The sequence below is a fragment of the Xanthomonas sp. F4 genome (assembly GCF_011761895.1).
In genome coordinates, this window is the sequence record NZ_JAASQX010000001.1 from 168,869 (window position 1) to 189,056 (window position 20,188).

The 20,188-nt window shown below is 70.2% G+C and carries 16 protein-coding genes; 3 read left to right on the plus strand and 13 right to left on the minus strand.

The window, feature by feature from the left end; genetic code table 11:
* Positions 1 to 18: 18 nt before the first annotated feature.
* The 9 genes from FHR66_RS00815 to FHR66_RS00855 form a co-directional block, all read right to left on the minus strand.
* Positions 19 to 1,320 carry an ABC transporter permease gene (locus tag FHR66_RS00815; RefSeq protein ID WP_160969236.1) on the minus strand — a complete coding sequence of 434 codons (1,302 nt, stop codon included), beginning with the start codon at positions 1,318 to 1,320 and terminating at the stop codon, positions 19 to 21.
* Positions 1,321 to 1,369: 49 nt separating this feature from the next.
* Positions 1,370 to 2,596, minus strand: coding sequence for an ABC transporter permease (locus tag FHR66_RS00820; RefSeq protein ID WP_160969234.1), 1,227 nt, complete (start codon positions 2,594 to 2,596; stop codon positions 1,370 to 1,372).
* A gap of 46 nt (positions 2,597 to 2,642) precedes the next feature.
* Positions 2,643 to 3,938 carry an ABC transporter permease gene (locus FHR66_RS00825; RefSeq protein ID WP_160969232.1) on the minus strand — a complete coding sequence of 432 codons (1,296 nt, stop codon included), beginning with the start codon at positions 3,936 to 3,938 and terminating at the stop codon, positions 2,643 to 2,645.
* A gap of 13 nt (positions 3,939 to 3,951) precedes the next feature.
* Positions 3,952 to 5,193 (minus strand): ABC transporter permease, encoded by a 1,242-nt coding sequence (locus FHR66_RS00830; protein ID WP_160969230.1) that lies wholly within the window; start codon positions 5,191 to 5,193, stop codon positions 3,952 to 3,954.
* Positions 5,190 to 6,500: an ABC transporter permease gene (locus FHR66_RS00835; protein WP_160969228.1), complete on the minus strand. Its 1,311-nt coding sequence runs from the start codon at positions 6,498 to 6,500 to the stop codon at positions 5,190 to 5,192. The genes FHR66_RS00830 and FHR66_RS00835 overlap by 4 nt, the downstream gene beginning before the upstream one ends.
* Before the next feature lie 12 nt (positions 6,501 to 6,512).
* The gene (locus tag FHR66_RS00840; RefSeq protein ID WP_160969226.1) at positions 6,513 to 7,727 is read right to left on the minus strand and encodes an ABC transporter permease; all 1,215 of its coding nucleotides are present in this window, start codon (positions 7,725 to 7,727) and stop codon (positions 6,513 to 6,515) included.
* A 15-nt stretch (positions 7,728 to 7,742) separates the two neighbouring features.
* Complete coding sequence (locus tag FHR66_RS00845; RefSeq protein WP_160969224.1) at positions 7,743 to 9,065, minus strand: ABC transporter permease; 1,323 nt, start codon at positions 9,063 to 9,065, stop codon at positions 7,743 to 7,745.
* 28 nt (positions 9,066 to 9,093) lie between these two features.
* A complete protein-coding gene (locus tag FHR66_RS00850; protein ID WP_160969222.1) occupies positions 9,094 to 9,810 on the minus strand; it encodes an ABC transporter ATP-binding protein in 717 nt (238 codons plus the stop codon).
* A gap of 129 nt (positions 9,811 to 9,939) precedes the next feature.
* Complete coding sequence (locus tag FHR66_RS00855) at positions 9,940 to 11,208, minus strand: efflux RND transporter periplasmic adaptor subunit (RefSeq protein ID WP_160969220.1); 1,269 nt, start codon at positions 11,206 to 11,208, stop codon at positions 9,940 to 9,942.
* Between the two features lie 205 nt (positions 11,209 to 11,413).
* On the opposite strand from FHR66_RS00855, the gene glmS reads away from it, so the two are divergent.
* Complete coding sequence (gene glmS / locus FHR66_RS00860; protein ID WP_160969218.1) at positions 11,414 to 13,246, plus strand: glutamine--fructose-6-phosphate transaminase (isomerizing); 1,833 nt, start codon at positions 11,414 to 11,416, stop codon at positions 13,244 to 13,246.
* A gap of 123 nt (positions 13,247 to 13,369) precedes the next feature.
* Here glmS and FHR66_RS00865 read toward each other — a convergent pair whose 3' ends face one another.
* Entirely contained in the window at positions 13,370 to 14,500 is a 1,131-nt protein-coding gene (locus FHR66_RS00865; RefSeq protein WP_160969216.1) for an FAD-dependent oxidoreductase, read from the minus strand.
* A 164-nt stretch (positions 14,501 to 14,664) separates the two neighbouring features.
* On the opposite strand from FHR66_RS00865, the gene FHR66_RS00870 reads away from it, so the two are divergent.
* Together FHR66_RS00870 and FHR66_RS00875 are read left to right on the plus strand one after the other, a co-directional pair.
* Positions 14,665 to 15,324, plus strand: a complete 660-nt coding sequence (locus tag FHR66_RS00870; RefSeq protein WP_343160688.1) for a TetR/AcrR family transcriptional regulator — start codon at positions 14,665 to 14,667, stop codon at positions 15,322 to 15,324.
* Between the two features lie 436 nt (positions 15,325 to 15,760).
* Complete coding sequence (locus tag FHR66_RS00875) at positions 15,761 to 16,234, plus strand: hypothetical protein (RefSeq protein ID WP_160969212.1); 474 nt, start codon at positions 15,761 to 15,763, stop codon at positions 16,232 to 16,234.
* Between the two features lie 299 nt (positions 16,235 to 16,533).
* Here the strand turns inward: FHR66_RS00875 and FHR66_RS00880 are convergent, their stop codons facing one another.
* The 3 genes from FHR66_RS00880 to FHR66_RS00890 all read right to left on the minus strand — a co-directional run bounded on the left by FHR66_RS00880 (position 16,534) and on the right by FHR66_RS00890 (position 20,054).
* Positions 16,534 to 17,736: a copper resistance protein B gene (locus FHR66_RS00880; RefSeq protein ID WP_160969210.1), complete on the minus strand. Its 1,203-nt coding sequence runs from the start codon at positions 17,734 to 17,736 to the stop codon at positions 16,534 to 16,536.
* Complete coding sequence (locus tag FHR66_RS00885) at positions 17,733 to 19,547, minus strand: copper resistance system multicopper oxidase (protein ID WP_160969208.1); 1,815 nt, start codon at positions 19,545 to 19,547, stop codon at positions 17,733 to 17,735. Before FHR66_RS00885 ends, FHR66_RS00880 begins: the two co-directional genes overlap by 4 nt.
* Before the next feature lie 120 nt (positions 19,548 to 19,667).
* Positions 19,668 to 20,054 (minus strand): CopL family metal-binding regulatory protein, encoded by a 387-nt coding sequence (locus tag FHR66_RS00890; protein ID WP_202394902.1) that lies wholly within the window; start codon positions 20,052 to 20,054, stop codon positions 19,668 to 19,670.
* Positions 20,055 to 20,188 lie beyond the last annotated feature (134 nt).

Genomic DNA, 20,188 nt, shown 5'->3' on the forward strand with positions numbered 1-20,188 from the left:
AGGGGCGCGTGCGGCGCGTCATTGCGACTTGAGTTGCAGGGCGGTGGGCACGCGCATCGCCTGCCAGGCCGGCAGCAGCCCGGCGAGCAGGCTGCTGCCCAGGCTCAACGCCAGCGCGAGCAGCAGCATGCGGCCATCCATGTGCGCCAGCGCGGCGTAAGTGGACGGCTGCTGCCGCACCAGCCAGGTGCCGATCCACGCCAGCAGCAGGCCGCCGCTGCCGCCGACCACGCCGATCGCCGCCACTTCGACCAGGTGCTGGGCGAAGATCGCGCGGCGCGAGGCGCCCAGCGCGCGGCGCACGCCGATCTCGCCGCTGTGGCGCAGGAACTTGGCCAGCATCAGCCCGGCGGTATTGAGCAGGCAGATGCCCAGGAACGCCAACGCCAGCCACACCTGCAGGCGCACGTCGGAGGGGACGGCGTGGTTGCGGTCCAGCCAGGTCATCACGTCGCTGAGGCGGATGTCCGGCGGATGGCGGAAGCGGCCGGCGTCGCGCTGCTGCTGCGCATAGGCCTGCAGCGCGTCCAGGTAGGCGGCGCGCTTGTTGGGGCTATCCAGCTCCACCCAGTACTGGATCCAGGCGCAGGACGCGCTCTCGCTGGTCTTGTCGCCACCGCTGTCGCCCCAGCAGGACATCGAACCGCTGACGTCCAGGTCCAGGTCGCGCGCGGTGGAGAACGGCACGAACACGTCCTCGCTGTCGCCGTATTCGTTGTTGGTGAGGTCGTAGAAGCGCGGGTTCATGTCCCAGGCGTCGATCACCCCGACCACGCGCAGCACCGCATCGCCGAGCTGCAGCTGGCGGCCGATGCTGTCCACGTCGCCGAACAGCTGGGTATTGAGCCGCCGCGAAATCACCGCCACGCGCGCGCGCCGGGCGTCGTCGTCCGCGGTCCAGGCATGCCCGTAGCGCATCGGCACGGCGAACATCGGGAAGAAGTCGGCGCTGGTGTAGCGCGCTTCGGCGCCGAACGGCGTCAGCTGCGGCTGCGTCGGCACCACGGTCACGCTGCCGGCCGACATCAGCGCCTGGCGATCGCCGCGCCTGTCGCGCAGCAGCGCCTCGGCATCGCGGCGGGTCAGTTGCTGCGGGTCGGTGTCGTTCGGATCGTAATGGTCGTCCGGCTCGACGTTGAATTCGACGTTGAACAGCTGCGCGCTCTTGCCGGGAATGGGATCGGCCGCCAGCACATGGAACACGGTCAGCGTGGTCATCGACGCGCCGATGCCGACCGCGATCGCCAGCACCATCAGGGCGGTGAGCAGGCGATTGCGGCCGAAGCTGTGCAGCGCCAGTTTGCAGTAGTAGCCGACCATCGGGGATCCTGAAGAAAAAAGGCCGGCCGGAGCCGGCCAAGGGGATGGGTCAGGTGCTGCGGGTGGCGACGGCCGGCGGCACGTCGGCGGCGCGGCGCGCCGGCGCGAATACCGCCAGCTGGCCGAGCAGCCACAGCGCCACCGCACCGATCGGCAGGTAGGCCAGCGGCAGCCGCGGCAGTTCGTACTTGCCCATCAGCCACTGGTTGATGGCGTAGGCCAGCAGCATGCCGAGCACGATGCCGGTGCTGGCCAGCAGGAAGTTCTCGGTCTGGAAATAGCGCAGGATCTGTCCGCGAGTGGCGCCGAGCGCGCGGCGGATGCCGATCTGCTTGGTGCGCTGCTGCACCCAGAAGCTGGCCAGGCCGACGATGCCCAGTGCGGTGACCACCAGCAACGCCACGCACACCGCGCCGAGCAGCCACACCATCGCGCGGTCGCCCTGGAAGTAGTCGTCGCGGATCTCTCTGTAGGTCTGCTGCTTGAGCACCAGGCGGCTGCTGTCGACCTTCATCAAGGCCGCGGTCGCCGCGTTCAGCACTTCCTGGCGCCGCGCCGGGTCGGTGACCCGCAGCACGTACAGCCCGTCGGTGTACTTCAGGCGTAACGGCAGCAGCATCGCGTAGTCGATCTCGGCCAGGCCGCTGGCGGCGGTGGGGCGCGCCAGCGTGTCGACGATGCCGACGACGCGCGCGCCCACCGGGCCGGTGTACACCGTCTTGCCCAGCGCGTTCTGGCCCGGGAACATCTTTTCCGCGGTGGCGCGGTTGAGGATGACGGCGGTGCCTTTCTCCCGGATCTGCTTGTCGGTCTGGGCGGCGTCCATATCCATGTACTCGTCGGGCGCGAAATCGCGTCCGGCCACCAGCTTCAGGCCCAGCGTCTTCAGCGTGCCTTCCTCGGCCATGTACTGCGCCGCATTGAGGGTGGACCGTTCCTGGTCCGGGGTCAGCGACAGGCCGGTATTCCAGGAATAGTGCACGAACGGCACCTGGTTGAGCAGCGTGGCGTTGCGCACGCCGGGCACGGCGCGCAGTGCGGCCAGGTCCTCGCGGGTGCGGGCGGCGGCGTTGACCTGCTGGCCGATGCCGCCCAGCGAGATCGTCACCAGTTCCGACTCGGCGATGCCGCTGGGCCGGTGCAGGGTCTCGATGCGGTTGCCGATCAGGAACAGCGCGTTGCACACGATCGCGCAGGCCAGGGCGATCTCCAGCACGATCAGCGCGGCGGCGGTCTTGTGCCGGCGTAAGGTGGACAGGATGGGGCGGATATCCATGGCGATGACCTTGTGAGAGAGCGTGGACGGCGCAGGGCGTGCAGGGTCAGGACTTGAGCTGCAGGGCGGGCGCCACCTGGATGGCGCGCCACGACGGCAGCAGGCCGGCGAGCAGGCTGGCGCCCACCGCCATGGCGAAGGTCAGCGCCAGCATGCTCGGATCCAGGTGCGCCAGCTTGGCGTAGCTGGCGGGCTGCTGACGGACCGCCCACAGGCCGAGCGTGGCCAGTCCCAGTCCGGCCACACCGCCGGCCAGGCCGATGGCACCGGCCTCCACCAGGCATTGCGCGAAGATCGCCCCGCGCGAGGCGCCGAGCGCGCGGCGTACGCCGATCTCGCCGCTGCGGCGCAGGAACTTGGCCAGCAGCAGGCCGACGGTGTTGAGCAGGCACACCAGCAGGAAGCCCATCGCCAGCCACAGCTGCAGGCGTACGTCGCCGGGCACCACTTTGTTATGGTCCAGCCACTGCATGACGTCGCGCAGGCGCACGTTGTTCGGGCGCTGGAAGCGTCCGGCCGCGCGCTGCTGCGAGGAGTAGTTCTCCAGGTAGGCCTTGTAGTCGCTAGCCTGCGCCGGACTCTCCAGTTCCACCCAGTACTGCACCCAGGTGCAGGGCGCATTGAGCGCGGTCTGGTCGCCATTGCTGTCGCCGAAGCAGTTCATGTTGCCGTTGCGGTCCATCTTCAGGTCCATCGCCACCGAAAACGGCAGATAGGCCTGTTCGTCCGACCCGTAGGTGTTGGTGACGTCGTAGAAGCGCGGCTTGGGCTCCCAGGTGTCGAGCACGCCGACGATCCGGAAGGTGTTCTGGTCCATGCGCAGTTCGCGGCCGACGCTGTCGGCGCCGTCGAACAGCTTTTCGTTGAGCTTCCTGCTGATGACGACCACGCGCTCATGGCGCTCGTCTTCCGTGCCGGTCCAGCCGTGCCCGTACAGGAACGGCGTATCGAACATCGGGAAGAAGTCCGCCGAGGTGAAACGCACTTCCGACTTGAACGGCTTTAGTCCGCTCTTGAGCGGTTCGATCGCTGCGCTGCCGCCGCTCATCAACGCCTGGCGCTTGGCGCGCTTCTCGCGCAACAGGGTCTCGGCATCGAAGCGGGTGTTTTGCAAATCCGGTTCCTCGCCCGGCTGGTAGCCGGCCTTGGGCTGCGCATCCACCTGCACGTAGAACAGGCGGTCGCTCTTCTGCGGGATCGGATCGCCGGAGAGCACGTAGAACACGGTCAGCGTGGTCATGCTGGCGCCGATCCCCAGGGCGATGGCCAGCACCATCAGTGCGGTGAGGACCTTGTTGCGGCCGAAGCTGCGCAAGGCGAGGCGGACGTAGTAGCCGAACATGGGAGCTCCGGGATCAGGCGCTGCGGGTGGCGGTGGCGGGCGGGACGGCGGCGGCGCGCAGGGCGGGGCCGAGCACGGCACACTGGCCGAGCAGCCACACCGCGACCATGCCGGTGAGGACGGTGGGCGAGGACAGCCGCTCCAGTTCGAAGCGCTGCATCAGCCACTGGTTCATGACGTAGGCGAGCACCGCGCCGAGCAGCGCGCCGCCGCCGACGATCAGCAGGTTTTCCAGCTGGAAGTAGCGCAGGATGTCGCCGCGGGTGGCGCCGAGCGCGCGGCGGATGCCGATCTGCCGGGTGCGCTGCTGCACCCAGAAGCTGGCCAGCCCGCCGATGCCCAGTGCGGTGACGGTGAGCAGGATCAGGATGATCGCCAGCAGCATCCGCGCCACCGCGCTGTCGCTCTTGAAGTACTCGGTCCGCAGCTCCTGCATGGTGGCGACCTGCTGCTGCACATAGGTGGGGTTGGCGCGCTGCATCGCCGCCGCCGCGCGCGGCAGCGCCTGCGCCAGTTGCCCAGGCGCGCTGCGGATCAGGTAGCCGCCGCCCCAGCCCTCGCTGCTGGCATGGATCTCGGTGAGCAGCGCATCGGCATCGTCGTCGTGGCCGGTGATCTCGCCGCGCAGCGGCGCCATCACCCCGACGATGTCCAGGCGTACCTGCTGGTTGAAGGTGCTGGTGTAGAGCGTACGCCCCAGCGGCGAGGCGCCGGGGAACAGCTTGGCGGCCAGCGACGGGGTGATCAGCGCCGGCAGGCGCCGCTCGATCTCGGCAGGCGCGCCGAATAGGGCCGAGGCGCCGGGCAGCTCCGCATCGCGCAGGTCGCGGCCGGCGACGATGCGGATGCCCAGCGTGCGGTTCAGGCCCTGGCTGCCGAGGAACAGACAGGCACGGGCGACCGGTTGCGTGGCCTGCGGCTGCAGGAACAGCTGCGCCTGCGCCGGCCCCCACAGCGGCGGCGCGCCGAACGCCGCCGCTTCCACGCCGGGCACCGCCTGCAGGATGTCCAGGCTGCGGCCGACGCTGCTGACACTGCCTGGCTCGCCGACCACGCTGATGCTCTGGATGAGGCCGATGTCCTGTTCCATCACCCCGGTCGGGGTCTGCACGCGCTGGTAGGTGCGGGCGATGATGAACACCAGGTTGCACAGCACCGCCAGGGTCAGGGCGATCTGCAGCGCCATCAGCACCACCGCGGCGCGATGGCTGCCCAGCGCGGACAGGATGGGACGCACGGGAGGCAGCGCGGTCATAGCGATTTCACCTGCAGGGCGGGGGCGATGCGCGAGGCACGCCAGGCCGGCCACAGGCCGGCGGCCAGCGCCGACAGCGTGGCCACGGCCAGGGCAATGCCCAGGATCGCGGGATCGGCATGCGCCTGTTGCGCGTAGGCCACCGGTTGCTGGCGCACCAGCCACAGGCCGATCCAGGTCAGCGGGATGCCGAGCAGGCCGCCCAGGCAGCCGATCAGCGCCGATTCGGCCAGGCATTGCGCGAACACCGCGCGGCGGCTGGCGCCGAGCGCGCGGCGCACGCCGATCTCGCCGGCCTTGCGCATGAACTTGGCGACCAGCAGGCCGACCGCATTGAGCAGGCACACCAGCAGCACGCCGAAGGCGATCCAGGTCTGCATGCGCACCGTGGCCGGCACCACCCGCTTGTAGTCCAGCCAGTCGACCAAGCTGCGCAGGCGGGTGTTGGGCGCGCGTTCGAAGCGGCCGAGCTGGCTCTGCTGCGCGCTGTAGGCGTCCAGCGCCGCGCGGTAGCGCCGCACCTGTTCCGGCGTGTCCAGCCGCACCCAGTACTGCACCCAGGTGCACTGCGCCGCCTTGGGGTCGTGCAGGCCCGCCTCGCCGTCCTTGCCCCAGCACTGCATCGGCCCGTAGCCGTAGTCCTGCGGCAGGTCCAGCCAGGTCTCGAACGGCATGTACAGCGCTTCCGGCGGCGTATACGCGCCGGAGTTGAGGTCGTAGAAGCGCGGCTGCGCATTCCAATCGTCGATCACCCCGACCACCCGGAACGGGCGGGTGGCGATGGTCAGGGTCTTGCCGACGCTGTCCGCGCCGCCGAACAGCGCGTCGTTGAGCTTGCGGCTCAGCACCACCACCGGCGCGCGCTGGGTATCGTCATGACGGCTCCAGCCGCTGCCGTAGAGGAAGCGCATGCCGAACATGGCGAACAGGTCGGCGGTGGCGGCGCGGGTGGTGAGCATGCGCAAGGGGCTGTTGGGCACGGTCTGGCGCACCGGCAGCCAGTTCGCGCTGGTCATGGTCTGCGCCGGCGCCGCCTGCGCCCGATACAGCGCGGTGGCGTCCTGCCAGGTCAGTTCGTCCGGCGGCTCGGGGTCGGCGCTGGGCAGGTTGCGCGGACGCGGGTCCACCTGCGGATGGAACAGCGTGGCGCTGCGCCCGGGCAGCGGATCGCCGGAGAGCGTATGCAGCACCGTCAGCATGGTCATCGACGCGCCGATGCCCAGCGCCACGGCCAGCACCATCAGCGCGGTGAGGATGCGGTTGCGGCCGAAGCTGCGCAGTGCCAGGCGGAGGTAGTAAGCGAACATGCGGGCTCCGGGTCAGGCGCTGCGGGTGGCGATGGCGGGGGCGACGGCGGCGGCGCGCAGGGCCGGGCCGAGCACGGCAAGCTGGCCCAGCGCGCACAACAGCAGCGCGCCGACCGGCAGGTAGCTAGCCGGCAGCCGCTCCAGTTCGAATACGTGCATCAGCAATACGTTGCCGCCATAGGCCAGCAGCATGCCCAGCGCCACGCCGGCGCCGACCAGCAGCAGGTTCTCGGTCTGGAAATAGCGCAGGATGTCGCGGCGGGTGGCGCCGAGCGCACGGCGGATGCCGATCTGCTTGGTGCGCTGCTGCACCCAGAAGCTGGCCAGGCCGACGATCCCCAGCGCGGTCACCAGCAGCATCGCGACGATGATCGCGACTAGCAGCCCGGTCATGGCGCGGTCGCTCTGGAAGTATTCCTGGCGCAGGTCGACCAGCGGCTTGCTGTACGCGTTGTCCATCACCGCTTCGGGCACCGCCCGCGCCACCGCGGCGCGCGCCTGCGCCAACACCCGCGGCAGCTCGCGCGGATCGGCACGCAGCACGTAGGTGCCTGAGCGCTCCGCTTCGCGCACCGGGATGACCACCGACCAGTCGCTGCCGATCACGCCGTCTTCGCTGCGGCCTGGATCGGGGCGCGCCAGGTGGTCGAGTGTGCCGATCACGCGGAAATGGCCGCCGGCCCAGAACTCCTTCCCCAGCGGATCCTGGCCCGGCCACAGATGTGCGCCCAGCGCGCGAGTGATCCACACGCTGGCCGCGGTCGGGAGGCCGTTTTTGAGCGGTTGGTAGTCCGCGTCGCCGAAGGTGCGGCCGCTGTCCGGCTGCAGTGCCAGGGCCGCGACAGCGCCGGGACTGACCATGTAGAAATGCGGCACGCCGCCGATCTGGGTGCAGTCCTGGTCCAGGCACAGTCCGTTGTTGTTGGTGGGCGTGGCGAACGGCACGCTGTTGACCACGCCCGCCGCACGTACGCCGGGCGTGCGGCGCACCGCATCCAGCGCGCGGGCGTTGAGGTCGGCATTGTTGCAGTCGTCGCAGCCGGACAGCGACACCAAGCCCAGCGCGGCCTCGTCGATGCCGCTGCGCAGATGCACCAGCTCCATGCGGTTGCCGATCAGGAAGAAGGCGTTGCACAACACGGCGCAGGCCAGCGCCACTTCCAGGGCGATCAGCGTCGCCGCGATGCGGTGGCGCGCCAGCGCGCTCAGGATGGGTTTGATCTGCATCGTCGTGCGCCCCGGTTACAGACTCTTGAGTTGCATGGCCGGCGCGATACCGCTGGCGCGCAGGGCGGGGAACAGGCCGGCCGCGAGGCTGCAGGCGATCGCCAGGGCGAAGGTGCCGGCGAACGTCGCCAGGTCCAGGTGCGCCAGGTCGGCGTAGGCGGTGGGTTGCTGGCGCACGCTCCACAGGCCCAGCAGGGTCAGCAGCCAGCCGCCGGCGCCGCCGATCAGGCCGATCACGCTGGCCTCGGTCAGGCACTGCGCGAAGATCGCGCGGCGCGACGCGCCCAGCGCGCGGCGCACGCCGATCTCGCCACCGCGGCGCAGGAACTTGGCCAGCAGCAGGCCGACGCTGTTGAACAGGCACAGGCCCAGGAACGCCAGCGCCAGCCAGCTCTGCAGGCGCACGTCGCCCGGCACCACGCGGTTGTGCTCCAGCCATTGCGGCAGGGACAGCAGGCGCGCGGTGTCGGCGCGGCCGATGCGCCCGGCGGCGTGCTGCTGCGCGGCGTAGTCGGCCAGCAGCCGGCGGTAGTCGGCGACCTTCGCCGGCGTGTCCAGTTGCACCCACAATTGCAGCCACACGCACGGCGCATCGCGCAGGTCCATTGCGGAATCCACCTTGCTGAAGCAGGTCCATGGCTGGATATGGCCGTCGTTGACCTCCAGGCTGCTGGACAGCGGCATGAAGACGTCCTGCGGCCGTCCATAGAAACTGGCGGTATCGCCATGCGCGAAGCTGCCGCCGGCCAGCGTGTAGAACAGCGGCGAAGGCCGCCACGGCGCCAGCACGCCGACGATGCGTACCGCGGTGCCGCGCACCAGCAGGCTGCGGCCGACGCTGTTGCGTCCGCCGAACAGCTTGGCGTTGAGATCGGCCGAGATCACCGCCACCCGTGCCCTGTCCTCATCGTCGCGCGCCCGCCAGCCACTGCCGTAGGCGAACGGCACCTGGAACATCGGGAAGAAATCGGCCTGGGTCATCAGCAGCTGGGCCATGAACGGCGGGGTGGCGCTGTCCGGCGCGCGCACCTTGATCTCGCTCTCGGCGACCATGGCCTGGCGATCGGCGCGCCCGCGCTTCCACAGGTCCATGGCCGAGGGGTAGTCCAGCTTGTCGTACGGCTTCTGGTTGGCGCCGTTGCCGGGGCGCGGATCGAGTTGCGCGAAGAAGATCTGCTGGCTGCGCCCGGGCAACGGATCGCCGGACAGCAGCCGCATCACCGTCAGCGTGGTCATCGCCGCACCGATGCCCACGGCGATGGAGAGCACCATCAGCGCGGTGAGCACCGGGCTGCGCCGCAGGCTGCGCAACGCTTGCTGGAAGTAGTAGCCGAGCATGCCAGTCTCCGCGCCGTCGCCCTGCCGATCAGCCTGCGGCCGCGGCGTCGTTGCCGCCGTGCGCCAGCACCGGTTCGCGCTGCAGGTCGGTGGCCTGGCCGTCGACGATGTGCACGTTGCGCTGCGCGCGCGCGGCCAGCTCCGGATCGTGGGTGACCATGACGATGGTCGAGCCCTGCGCGTTGATCTCCTCCAGCAGTTCCATCACCCCGCGCGCCATCTGCGAGTCGAGGTTGCCGGTCGGTTCGTCGGCCAGCAGCAGGCGCGGGCTGCCGGCCAGGGCGCGGGCGATCGCCGCGCGCTGCTGCTGGCCGCCGGACAGTTCGGACGGATAGTGCTTCATGCGCGAGCCCAGCCCGACCCGGCCCAGTGCCTCTTCGATGCGCTGCTTGCGCTCGGCCGCGCCCATGCCGCGGTAGCGCAGCGGCACGTCGACGTTGTCGAACAGGTTGAGGTCGGGGATCAGGTTGAAGCCCTGGAAGATGAAACCGATCTTCTGGTTGCGCATGCGCGAGCGCGCATCGTCGTTGAGGTTGCTGACGTCCTGGCCATCGAGCAGGTACTGGCCGCTGGTGAAGGTTTCCAGCAAGCCGGCGATGTTGAGGAAGGTGGTCTTGCCCGAACCCGACGGCCCGGTGACGGCGACGAACTCGCCCTCGCGGACATGCAGGTCCAGCGAGCGCAACGCATGCGTCTCGACCTGTTCGGTGCGGAAGACCTTGGAGACGGAGCGCATTTCGAGCATGGCGTGAGTTCCTGTGGTGGTGGAGCGGGGATTGGGGATTGGGGATGTCGGGATTCGAAAGCGGCGGCCAGGAGAGGAAAACGAGAGGGGGCTTACGAATCCCCATTCCCGATTCCCCAATCCCGGCTCCTAATGCACCGTCACCTGCGGCGCGTCGCCGAACAGGTCGCTGCCGGAGACCACGACCCGGTCGCCCGGCTGCAGGCCAGAGCGCACTTCGACTTCGCCCAGGCTGGTGACGCCCAGTTCGACCGGGCGGCGCACCGCCGAGTCGCCGTCCATGACGTAGGCGTAGCGGCCGCCGGACTGTTCGACGAACGGACCGCGCTCGAGCTTGAGCACGTTCTTGCGGGTATCCAGCAGCACCCGCGCACTCATGCGCTGGCTCTGGCGCAGGCCCGGCGGCTGCTTGTCGGTGAAGCGGATGCGCGCGTTGACCTCGCCGTTGACCACTTCCGGCGACACCGCCGAGATCGCACCGGCGAACGGTTCGCCGGCACCGCTGGTCAACTGCGCCGGCATGCCGATGGCCAGGTCGCGGGCGAAGCTTTCCGGTACCTTGATCTCCAGTTCGAACTTGGACAGATCGACCACGCTCAGCACCGGCGCATTGGCGGCGACATTGGTGTGCTGCGAGACCTGCACCTGGCCGACCTGGCCGTCGAACGGCGAGCGCAGGGTCAGCAGGTCGACCTGGCGCTGCACCTCGGCCACCACCGCGCGCTGGCGCTCGGCGAGCAGGCGCTTGTTGCGCGCGTCCAGCGACGCACCCTGCGCCTGCAGGCCTGAGTCCTTCTGCGCGTGGCTCATCGCGATGTCGGCCTTCTTCAGCGTGTCCTGGGCCTTGGCCAGCTCCACCTGCGGCACCGCGCCGCCTTCGTAGCCGCGCTCGTAGCGCTCCAGGTCGCGGCTGGCGGCCTGCCGCTCGATCTGCGCCTGGTCGATCAGCTTGCTGGCGTTGGCGCGGGCCAGGGTCGCGTCCAGGTCGGCGCGGCCGGCCTCGGCTTCCAGGCCGGCCAGGGTGGCCTCTTCCTGGGCCAGCTTGCTGCGCAGCTCCGGGCTGTCGATCTCGGCCAGTTCCTGGCCCTGCTTGACCACGTCGCCGGCGACCACCTTCAGGGTCACGGTGCCGCCGGAGATGGCGTACAGGGTCGGGCTGTTGGCGGCGATCAGGCGGCCGTCGGCGGAGATGTCGCGGACCAGGTCGCCGCGGGTCACCGTGGCGATGCGCACGCGTTGCGCGTCGAACGAGCGGCTGCCGGCGATCCAGCCGCGTGCGGCGAAGGCAATGCCCAGCAGTACCAGCGCAACGATCAGCCCGGGCCACAGCCAGCGGCGCCAGGCGGCGGAGCGGGGGCGGGCGAGAACCTGGTCCTGGGCGGAGGTGTCACGGATCATCGGACGATCGCAGCGGTGAGGATGGGGACTTCATCGCAGGATGCGTGCCAACTACAAGTCATTGAATTGCATGGGGGCGGGCGGCGCGGACAAGTGTCCGAGTGTCCGCGGACACGTTCGCGGACATAGCGTCCGGCAGCGGACAGGGGCGAGACATTCAGCGGACTTGGCTAGAATGGCGGACTTTTCGTCGGAGGGGCTGGCTATGTGCGGTATCGTCGGTGCGATCGCGGATCGCGATGTGGTTCCGGTCCTGATCGAAGGGCTCAAGCGTCTGGAGTACCGGGGGTATGACTCGGCCGGCATCGCTGCCATCGCCGACGGCGCGGTTCGTCGTGTGCGCCGCACCGGCCGTGTTGTGGAGACCGAGAGCGCCGCGCTGGCCGAGGGCCTGCATGCGCCGCTGGGCATCGGCCACACCCGCTGGGCCACGCACGGCGGCGTCACCGAGGCCAATGCGCACCCGCACGTCAGCCACGGCGACCTGGCCCTGGTCCACAACGGCATCATCGAGAACCACGAACAACAGCGCGAGCGCCTGACTGCGCTGGGCTATGTGTTCGAGTCGCAGACCGACACCGAGGTCATCGCCCACCTGATCCACCACTACATCGACCAGGGTCGCGATCTGCTCGGTGCGTTGCAGGCGGCGGTGAAGGAACTGACCGGCGCCTATGCGGTGGCCGCGGTGAGCAAGTCGCGCCCGGACCTGCTGGTGTGCGCGCGGATGGGCTGCCCGCTGCTGATCGGCCTGGGCGAGGGCGAAAACTTCATCGCCTCCGACGTCTCGGCGGTGATCCAGGCCACGCGCCGGGTGATCTTCCTGGAAGAGGGCGATACCGCCGAACTGCGCCGCGACGGCGTGCAGGTGTACGACGCGCAGGACCAGCCGGTGCAGCGCGAGCCGCACGTGTCCGATGTGTCGCTGGCCTCGCTGGAACTGGGCCCGTACCGGCACTTCATGCAGAAGGAGATCCACGAGCAGCCGCGCGCGCTGGCCGACACGCTGGAGGCGCTGTTCGACGCCGGCGGGTTCGACACCACGCTGTTCGGCAGCAAGGCCGAGGCGCTGCTGGCCGACGTGGACGGCGTGCAGATCCTGGCCTGCGGCACCAGCTACTACGCCGGGCTGACCGCGCGCTACTGGATCGAGGGCATCGCCGGGCTGCCGTGCAGCGTGGAGATCGCCAGCGAGTACCGCTACCGCGACGCTTGCGCCAATCCGCGGCAGCTGATCGTGACCATTTCCCAGTCCGGCGAAACCCTGGACACGATGGAGGCGCTCAAGTACGCCAAGTCGCTGGGCCACGCCAAGACCCTGTCGATCTGCAACGTGCCCGAGAGCGCCATCCCGCGCGCCAGCGCGATGGTGCTGTACACCCGCGCCGGCGCCGAGGTCGGCGTGGCCTCGACCAAGGCCTTCACCACGCAGCTGGCGGCGCTGTTCCAGCTCACCTGCGTGCTGGCCAAGCGCCGCGGGCGGCTGAGTGCCGAGCAGGAGGCCGAGTACCTGGAGCAGTTGCGCTACCTGCCCGGCAGCGTGCAGCACGTGCTCAACCTGGAGCCGCAGATCGCGGTATGGGCCGAGCGCTTCGCCGACAAGCACAACGCGCTGTTCCTCGGCCGTGGCCTGCATTACCCGATCGCCCTGGAGGGCGCGCTCAAGCTCAAGGAAATCACCTACATCCACGCCGAGGGCTACCCGGCCGGCGAGCTCAAGCACGGCCCGCTGGCGCTGGTCGACGCCAACATGCCGGTGGTGGTGATCGCGCCCAACGACACCCTGCTGGAGAAGGTGAAATCCAACATGCAGGAAGTGCGCGCACGCGGCGGCGAGCTGTTCGTGTTCGCCGACCAGGACAGCAACTTCAACGAATCCGAGGGCGTGCACGTGATCCGCACGCCGCGCCACGCCGGTGTGCTCAGCCCGGTGCTGCACACCGTGCCGGTGCAATTGCTGGCCTACCACACCGCGCTGGCGCGCGGCACCGACGTGGACAAGCCGCGCAATCTGGCCAAGTCGGTGACGGTGGAGTAAACGCGTCCAGGGACGTTCGGCGCGCCAGCGATGGCGGGCGTGCGCGGGCCGCCATGACGGTGCGATGCGGACGGGAAGCGCTGTGGCGATGTCCGCCGTAGCGCCACCGGAGGTCGCTGGCGGCTACGTGGCGACGCCGTTGAAGAAGTCGACCAGGCTCTGCGGCGCGGCGTCGTCGAAGAACAGGGTGAGATTGCGCTGGGATTCGCGGGCGAACGGCGCGCTGCGGGCGAACAGTCGGGTTTCGTACGTGGCCAGCGCGGCCTCGATCGCGCCGGGATACGCGGCGATGGCCTTGCCCAGCTCGGCACCGTCGTAGAGCGCGAGGTTGGCGCCTTCGCCGGCGAACGGCGACATCAGGTGCGCCGCGTCGCCGAGCAGGGTCACGCCGGGGACGCGCTCCCATTGGTGCTCGACCGGCAAGGCATGGATCGGGCGCAGCACCGGCGGCGTGTCGCTGGCGGTGATCAACGCCGTCAGCGCCGGCGCCCAACCGGTGAACTCCGCGGCAATGCGCGCCATCGCGCTCGCCGGCACGGCGACGTCGATGCCGTCGAACCACGCCTGCGGCCTGACCAGCGACACATACGCATGCAGCGTGCCGTCGGCATAGCGGTGCGCGAACAGGCCCTTGCCCGGTGCGACCGCCATCAGCGTTCCGTGGCCGACCAGTTGCGCGCTGGCCGGATGCCGGGTGTCGGCCTCCAACAGGCGGGTCTCGACGAACGTGGTGCCGCTGTAGGCGGGCACGGCAGCGGACAGCAATGGCCGCACCTTCGACCAGGCGCCGTCCGCACCGACCAGCAGATCGGTGGTCACCGTGGCGCCATCACTGAAGCGCAATAGATGCCGCCCATCGGCGAGCGGCGACACATCGGCGAGTTTGCAGCCCCAGCGCACCGCGCCGGCGGGGAGGGCGTCGAGCAGCAGGCGGCGCAACTGCCCGCGATCCACCTCCGGCCGGTTGCCGGCGCCGAGGTCCGGCCGCTCGATCAGGAGGGTGCCATCGCGGTCGACGACCCGTTTCGCATCCGCGCCGGGCAGCACCAGCGCGCGGAACTGCGGGTAGAGCCCGGCGTCCTTGAGCGCCAGCTGGCCGTTGTAGTCGTGGATGTCGAGCAGGCCGCCCTGCGGGCGCGCATCGGCCGATGCCTCGGCTTCGTAGAGGGCTGCGGCGATGCCGTGGAGGTGCAGCACGCGGGCGAGCGCGAGCCCGCCGAGTCCGGCACCGATGATTGCGATGGGAGTGTGCATGGTGCCTCGATGACGGGTGGGCGCGACCAACCCCGCTGCGCCGAGCTGGATGGAATGGCGTTCCATCATCTTGGAATGGCGTTCCATCCATGTCAAGATCGGCCATGACCAAGACACGACGCAATCAGCCCCGCCGTGACGCCGCACTGTCGCGCGAGCAGATCGTGGAGGCGGCGATCGCCCTGCTCGATCGCGACGGCGAGGCTGGGCTGACCTTCCGCGCCTTGTCCGAACGGCTCGCCACCGGGCCAGGCGCGCTCTACGGACATATCGCTGACAAGCGCGATCTGCTGACGACCGCCTGCGACGCGGTCATCGCGCGCAGCCTGCCGGCGGCACCGGCCGGCGCCACGCCGCAGGCCGCCATCCGCACGCTGGCCCTGGCCATGTTCGACACGATCGATGCGCATCCCTGGATCGGGTCGGCCCTGTGGCAGGCGCCGGGACAGTTGCCGATCGTGCGCATCATCGAAGGCCTTGGCCGGCCGCTGCGTGCGCTTGGTGTGGCCGACACGGCGCAGTGGGAGGCGGTGTCCGCTCTGCTCAACTACATGCTGGGCGTAAGCGGACAGAACGCGGCCAATACGCAACTGGCGCTCACCCAGGGCCTTGTCCGCGACGCGACACTGGCCGCAATGGCGAGCACGTGGTCGCGGCTCGATCCGGTCGCGTATCCCTTCGTGCGCAGCATGGCCGGCGCACTGCAGACGCACGACGACCGCGTGGACTTCATCGCCGGGATCGACCTGATCCTTGCCGGCATCGTGGCGCAGGGCGGCGCGCAGGTGGCCGGCGGCGCGCGCAAAAAGCCCCGTCATTCCTGAGCGGTCCTGCAGGGACGCGCCTGCTGCTGGCACGCACGCCGCGCACGTCGCGCACGCTACGCACGTCGCCGCGTCGCGCTGTTGTCTGCGCAGTTAAGTCTGTGCAGGCAGCGCCGTCGGCCTGGCGCGATTCATTGCCCGGAATGACGTGGCCAGGCCACGGTGTCGGTGCGTCCAGCATCGGTCGCCAGGTGGTGTCGCCGAGGAGGCGGAGGCACATCGCGCTTCGTCCGGTTCTGATGCGCGCGCGGCGCCGCCGGTCCATGCGGCGAACGCTGGCGCCTGTGGGCAAGCCGCGTAACCGGGCCACGTCGGTGACGGTGGAGTAAGGCGCCGCAGCGGCACCGCCTTGGCAGACGGCGTGGTCGGCTGCCAGCGCACTGGCCCGGGTTATGCATAAGCTTCCTGCGAGGGTTCCCACCACGCAGGAGGACGTATGTACGAGTCTTTCAGACAGGGGGCGCCGGCCGAGGTGTGGCAGGCGCTGGTGCACGAGGCCGGGCAGCGCCTGGGCCGGCCGCTGGACGAATCGCGCGAGCACTATCTGGTGTTCGTGCTGCTGCGCTACCAGCGCGACGCGCAATTGCTGGCGCGCATCCAGGCGCTGGCCTGGCTGCATGCGCAGGAGCAGGTCGGACGCACGCGCGCCGACGCGTTGCGCGAGGTCGGCGACGGTTGCCTGCTGATCGCCGGGCTGTTTCCCGGCGTGGCGGAACGGCGCCGGGTCAGCGTCGACTACTTCATCGATCTCGGCCGCGGCGCCTATGCCGAAGTCGCCGAGACCCGGGACAGCGACGCCGGGCTGTTCGCGCAACTGGCGCGCAGCTACCGCGAACTGGTCGGCACGCTGGGCGCGCTGCGCCCGCCACGGCACGAGGTGGCGGCGTTGCAGGCGGCCCTGCACGCGTGAGCGGTGGCGAGGCACGTCGGACGTCCTTCGCCGTTCATGCGTGATGCGCTGTGGCCCGGCCCCGTCTCGGCGTCTCGTAGGAGCGGCTTCAGCCGCGACGGGCTTTCCCGGTAACGCCCCTCGCGGCTGAAGCCGCTCCTACAAAGGCACGTCTTCGTTGTTCGTGCCTGGATGGTGGCGATGGGCGCACATGCAGCTGGGGCACCGCGAACGCCGGTCTAGCGGCGGTGCCGTGTTTCGCCAAGGCGGCGCGTCTTCTGCGCCGCCGTTCGCCATGTGCTACGGCGCGCCGCCGTGGCTCAGAACCAGAATCGCAGGCCGGCGACCCAGCGCGTCTCGCGTGTTGCCTCAGCTGCGGCGCGACGCTGGTCGGCGGTGTCGCCGAAGCTGCACACGTGCTCCACGCCGACATACGGCGCGAACCGGCGCGTGACCTCGTAGCGTAGGCGCAAGCCGCCCTCCACGGTGGTCAGGCCGCTGCCGGTGCGGTGCGCCGGATCGTCGCGCGCGGCCAGTTCCGCTTCCAGTTTTGGCTGCAGGATCAGGCGATTGGTCAGCAGCACGTCGTACTCGCCTTCCAGGTGCAGGCTGGCATGGCCGCCTTCGCCGACGTAGAGCATGGCCGACACCTCGAACTTGTACGGCGCCATGCCTTGCACGCCGAACGCGGCAGAGGTCCGCGCGTGGCCCGGCGCGAACGTCCGCCTGCCGCCGATCAGCACGTCCCACCAGGGCGAGATCGCGCGGCCATAGGCCAGTTCCAGCGAGGACGCCGTGGTGCGGCCGCCCTCGCGTTCGCCGTCGCTGCGCAGCCATAGCCGGTCGATGTCGCCGCCGTACCAGCCGCGCGCTTCCCAGGCCTGGCCGCTGCCATGGGCGTTGTCCCAGCCCTCCAGGCGATCGGCCAGCAAATAGCCGGTGCGCGCGGTGCCGTGCGCCATGCCGTGGTCGCGCAGCACCGGGAACGCGGCCGCACGGTCGGCCGCGGTGATCGGCGGGATCGGCTCGCGCGTCAACGGCGTGTTGGCGCTCGCGGGACAGTGGCACGCGGTCGCTGTCGGGGCAGGCGCCGAGGGCATCGCGTGGTCCATGCCGTCGTGATGCATGCCGTCGTGCGCGGAGTGCGCGTGTTCGCTGTGATCGCCCTGCGACGCCGGCGCGGCCGCGTGGTCCATCGTGGCGTGGTCCATGTGCGCGTGCGACATGGCGTCGGCGTGCTCTGCCGTGGTCTGCGTGGCAGACGCGCCTTGCATGGCCGGCACGTGCGCGGCATGCCCCATGGCTGCGTGGTCCATGGCGCCATGCATTGCCGTGTCGGGCTGCGCTGCCGCCGCGTCCGCCATGGGCACGGCGGCAGCGGACGCAGGGCAGGCGCAGCGCGCGGCAGCTGCGTCGGCGCCGGTGTCGGCAGCATGGGCATGCTGCGCCTGCGCTGCGGCGTGCGCCAACAGCAGCGCCAGGCCGGTGGCATGGGCGAGCGGAGCGAGGCGCGAGCGGCTCATGCGTCCACCCGCACTTCGCGCATCATGCCGCCGTCCATGTGATACAGCAGATGACAGTGGTAGGCCCAGCGCCCCAGCGCGTCGGCGCGCACGCGGTAGCTGCGGCGCGTGCCCGGCGGCATGTCCACGGTGTGCTTGCGCACCTGGAAGCGGCCGGCGGCGTCCTCCACGTCGCTCCACATGCCGTGCAGGTGGATCGGGTGCTGCATCATCGTGTCGTTGACCAGCACGATGCGCAGGCGCTCGCCGTAGTTGAGCCGCAACGGTTCGGCGCTGGCGAAGGGAACGCCGTCGAAGGACCAGGCGAACTTCTCCATGTTGCCGGTCAGGTGCAGCTGGATCTCGCGTCCCGGCTCGCGTCCGTCCGGATCCTCGAACAGGCTGTGCAGGTCGGCATAGGTCAGCACGCGGCGGCCGTTGTCGCGCAGGCCGATGCCCGGATCGTCCAGTCGCGGCGCGGTGGCGGAGGACTGCATGTCCACCAGCGGATTGCCGCGTTCGCTGCGTGGATGCGCAGGTGCGGCGGCAGCGCCTGCAGTTGCGTGCGCGGCGTGCTCCATGCCCGGCATGCCGGCCATGTGCATGCTCGCGCCGCAGCTGCCCTCCATGCCGTGCATGGCCGTGCCCGCGCCGTGCTCCATGCCGGCGTGCCCGGCCATCGCGTGGCCCATGTCCTGCATGCGCAGCAGTGGGCGTGGATCGTTCGCCGGCACCGGCGCCTGCAGCCCGTCGCGCACGGCCAGGGTGCCGCGGGCGTGGCCGGTGCGGCCCATGTCCTGGGCGAACACCGTATAGGCGTCCTGGCCGCTGGGTTCGACCAGCACGTCGTAGGTTTCGGCCGCGGCGATGCGGAACTCGTCCACGCTCACCGGATGCACGTACTGGCCGTCGGCGGCGACCACGGTCATCTTCAGCCCGGGGATGCGCACGTCGAAGTAGCTCATGCTGGAGGCGTTGATGAAGCGCAGCAGCACCTTCTCGCCGGGGCGGAACAGCCCGGTCCAGTTGCCGGCCGGGGTCATACCGTTGAGCAGGTAGGTGTAGGTGTTGCCGTTGACGTCGGACAGGTCGCTGGGGGTCATGCGCATGCGCCCCCACATGCCGCGGTCGGCGAGGGTGGCGCGCAGCCCGTCCTGCCGCGCGTCGCGCAGGAAATCGCCGACGGTGCGCTGGTACAGGTTGTCGTAGGACGGCATCTGCTTCAGCCGCCGGAACAGCGCGGCCGGGTCCAGGTCGGTCCAGTCCGACAGCAGTAGCACGTGCTCGCGGTCGTAGCGGTACGGCGGCGGGTCGCGCGGGTCGATCACGATGGCGCCGTACAGCCCGGCCTGCTCCTGGTGCAGCGAATGGCTGTGGTACCAGTAGGTGCCGGACTGGCGCAGGGCGAAACGGTACTGGTAGGTCTCGCCCGGATAGATGCCGTCGAAGCTCATGCCCGGTACGCCGTCCATGTTGGCCGGCAGCAGCAGGCCGTGCCAGTGCACCGAGGTCTGGGTGTGGCCGGGCAGGCGATTGGCCACGCGGATGGTCACGGTGTCGCCTTCGCGCCAGCGCAGCATCGGTGCGGGCACGCTGCCGTTGACGGCGATGGCGGGGCGCTCGCGCCCGGTGAAGTTGACCCGGGTGCTGCCGATGCTCAGGTCCAGGTCGGTGCCGTGCAGCACATAGGGCGCGGCGCCGTTGCGGGCGAGCGCGCTGGCCTGTGCGCTGCGCAGCGGCAGCCCGCTGAGGCTGGCGGCGCCCAGCGCCAGCCCGGTGACGAAGCGGCGCCGCGACGGCAGCGCCGGCAGGCCGGAAGAAGATGCGTTCATGTGTCAGGTCCATAAGCGGATGCGATGTGCCGCGCAGCGCCGACGGGGCGCTGCAGGCACGGACGCGGCAGCGTCTGTGCGCCGCCGCCAGGAGACCGCCCGTGGGGCGGCCGCGCGCGCTCAGGCGCTGGGAGGGCGTTCCAACCGCGGCAGGCCGGGCGCACCGTGCGCGGCCTGGGAAGCGGCGGCGACCAGGGTGCGGGGCATGCGCGGCAGTGCCAGCGGCATCGCCAGCAGGGCCGGCAACGGTTGCGCATGCGGACATTGGCAGCCCGCCATGCCGCCGCAGCCGCCGTGCTTGCCGGCATGGTCGTGGCAGGGGCCGTCGTGATCCGCCGGTGGCGGTGGCGGCGCGTCGTGGCAGGGCATCGCCGCATGCGCCGGCGCCGCGCTGGCCATCGTGGCAGCCGTGTCGTGCGTCGAGGGGCCGTGCGTCGCCATGCCCGGCATCGCCATGGCGGCCGCGGTGCCGTTGAGCAGCAGGCTCAGGCACAGCAACAGGCGCATCAGGACGGCGAAGGTCGGCACAGGCGGCGGGGTGACGGCGGGAAGCGCAGAGGATACCGAAGCCGGCGTGGGCGGCAAGCGACTGCCGCGCGGGAAGGCTTGACTCTGGACCCGACTCCAGGGAGTAGGGTGTG

Coding starts and splice junctions, on each gene's coding strand:
- FHR66_RS00815 (WP_160969236.1), bottom strand. CDS start 1,320: ATGGTCGGCTACTACTGCAAACTGGCGCTGCACAGCTTCGGCCGCAAT.
- FHR66_RS00820 (WP_160969234.1), bottom strand. CDS start 2,596: ATGGATATCCGCCCCATCCTGTCCACCTTACGCCGGCACAAGACCGCC.
- FHR66_RS00825 (WP_160969232.1), bottom strand. CDS start 3,938: ATGTTCGGCTACTACGTCCGCCTCGCCTTGCGCAGCTTCGGCCGCAAC.
- FHR66_RS00830 (WP_160969230.1), bottom strand. CDS start 5,193: ATGACCGCGCTGCCTCCCGTGCGTCCCATCCTGTCCGCGCTGGGCAGC.
- FHR66_RS00835 (WP_160969228.1), bottom strand. CDS start 6,500: ATGTTCGCTTACTACCTCCGCCTGGCACTGCGCAGCTTCGGCCGCAAC.
- FHR66_RS00840 (WP_160969226.1), bottom strand. CDS start 7,727: ATGCAGATCAAACCCATCCTGAGCGCGCTGGCGCGCCACCGCATCGCG.
- FHR66_RS00845 (WP_160969224.1), bottom strand. CDS start 9,065: ATGCTCGGCTACTACTTCCAGCAAGCGTTGCGCAGCCTGCGGCGCAGC.
- FHR66_RS00850 (WP_160969222.1), bottom strand. CDS start 9,810: ATGCTCGAAATGCGCTCCGTCTCCAAGGTCTTCCGCACCGAACAGGTC.
- FHR66_RS00855 (WP_160969220.1), bottom strand. CDS start 11,208: ATGATCCGTGACACCTCCGCCCAGGACCAGGTTCTCGCCCGCCCCCGC.
- glmS (WP_160969218.1), top strand. CDS start 11,414: ATGTGCGGTATCGTCGGTGCGATCGCGGATCGCGATGTGGTTCCGGTC.
- FHR66_RS00865 (WP_160969216.1), bottom strand. CDS start 14,500: ATGCACACTCCCATCGCAATCATCGGTGCCGGACTCGGCGGGCTCGCG.
- FHR66_RS00875 (WP_160969212.1), top strand. CDS start 15,761: ATGTACGAGTCTTTCAGACAGGGGGCGCCGGCCGAGGTGTGGCAGGCG.
- FHR66_RS00880 (WP_160969210.1), bottom strand. CDS start 17,736: ATGAGCCGCTCGCGCCTCGCTCCGCTCGCCCATGCCACCGGCCTGGCG.
- FHR66_RS00885 (WP_160969208.1), bottom strand. CDS start 19,547: ATGAACGCATCTTCTTCCGGCCTGCCGGCGCTGCCGTCGCGGCGCCGC.
- FHR66_RS00890 (WP_202394902.1), bottom strand. CDS start 20,054: ATGCGCCTGTTGCTGTGCCTGAGCCTGCTGCTCAACGGCACCGCGGCC.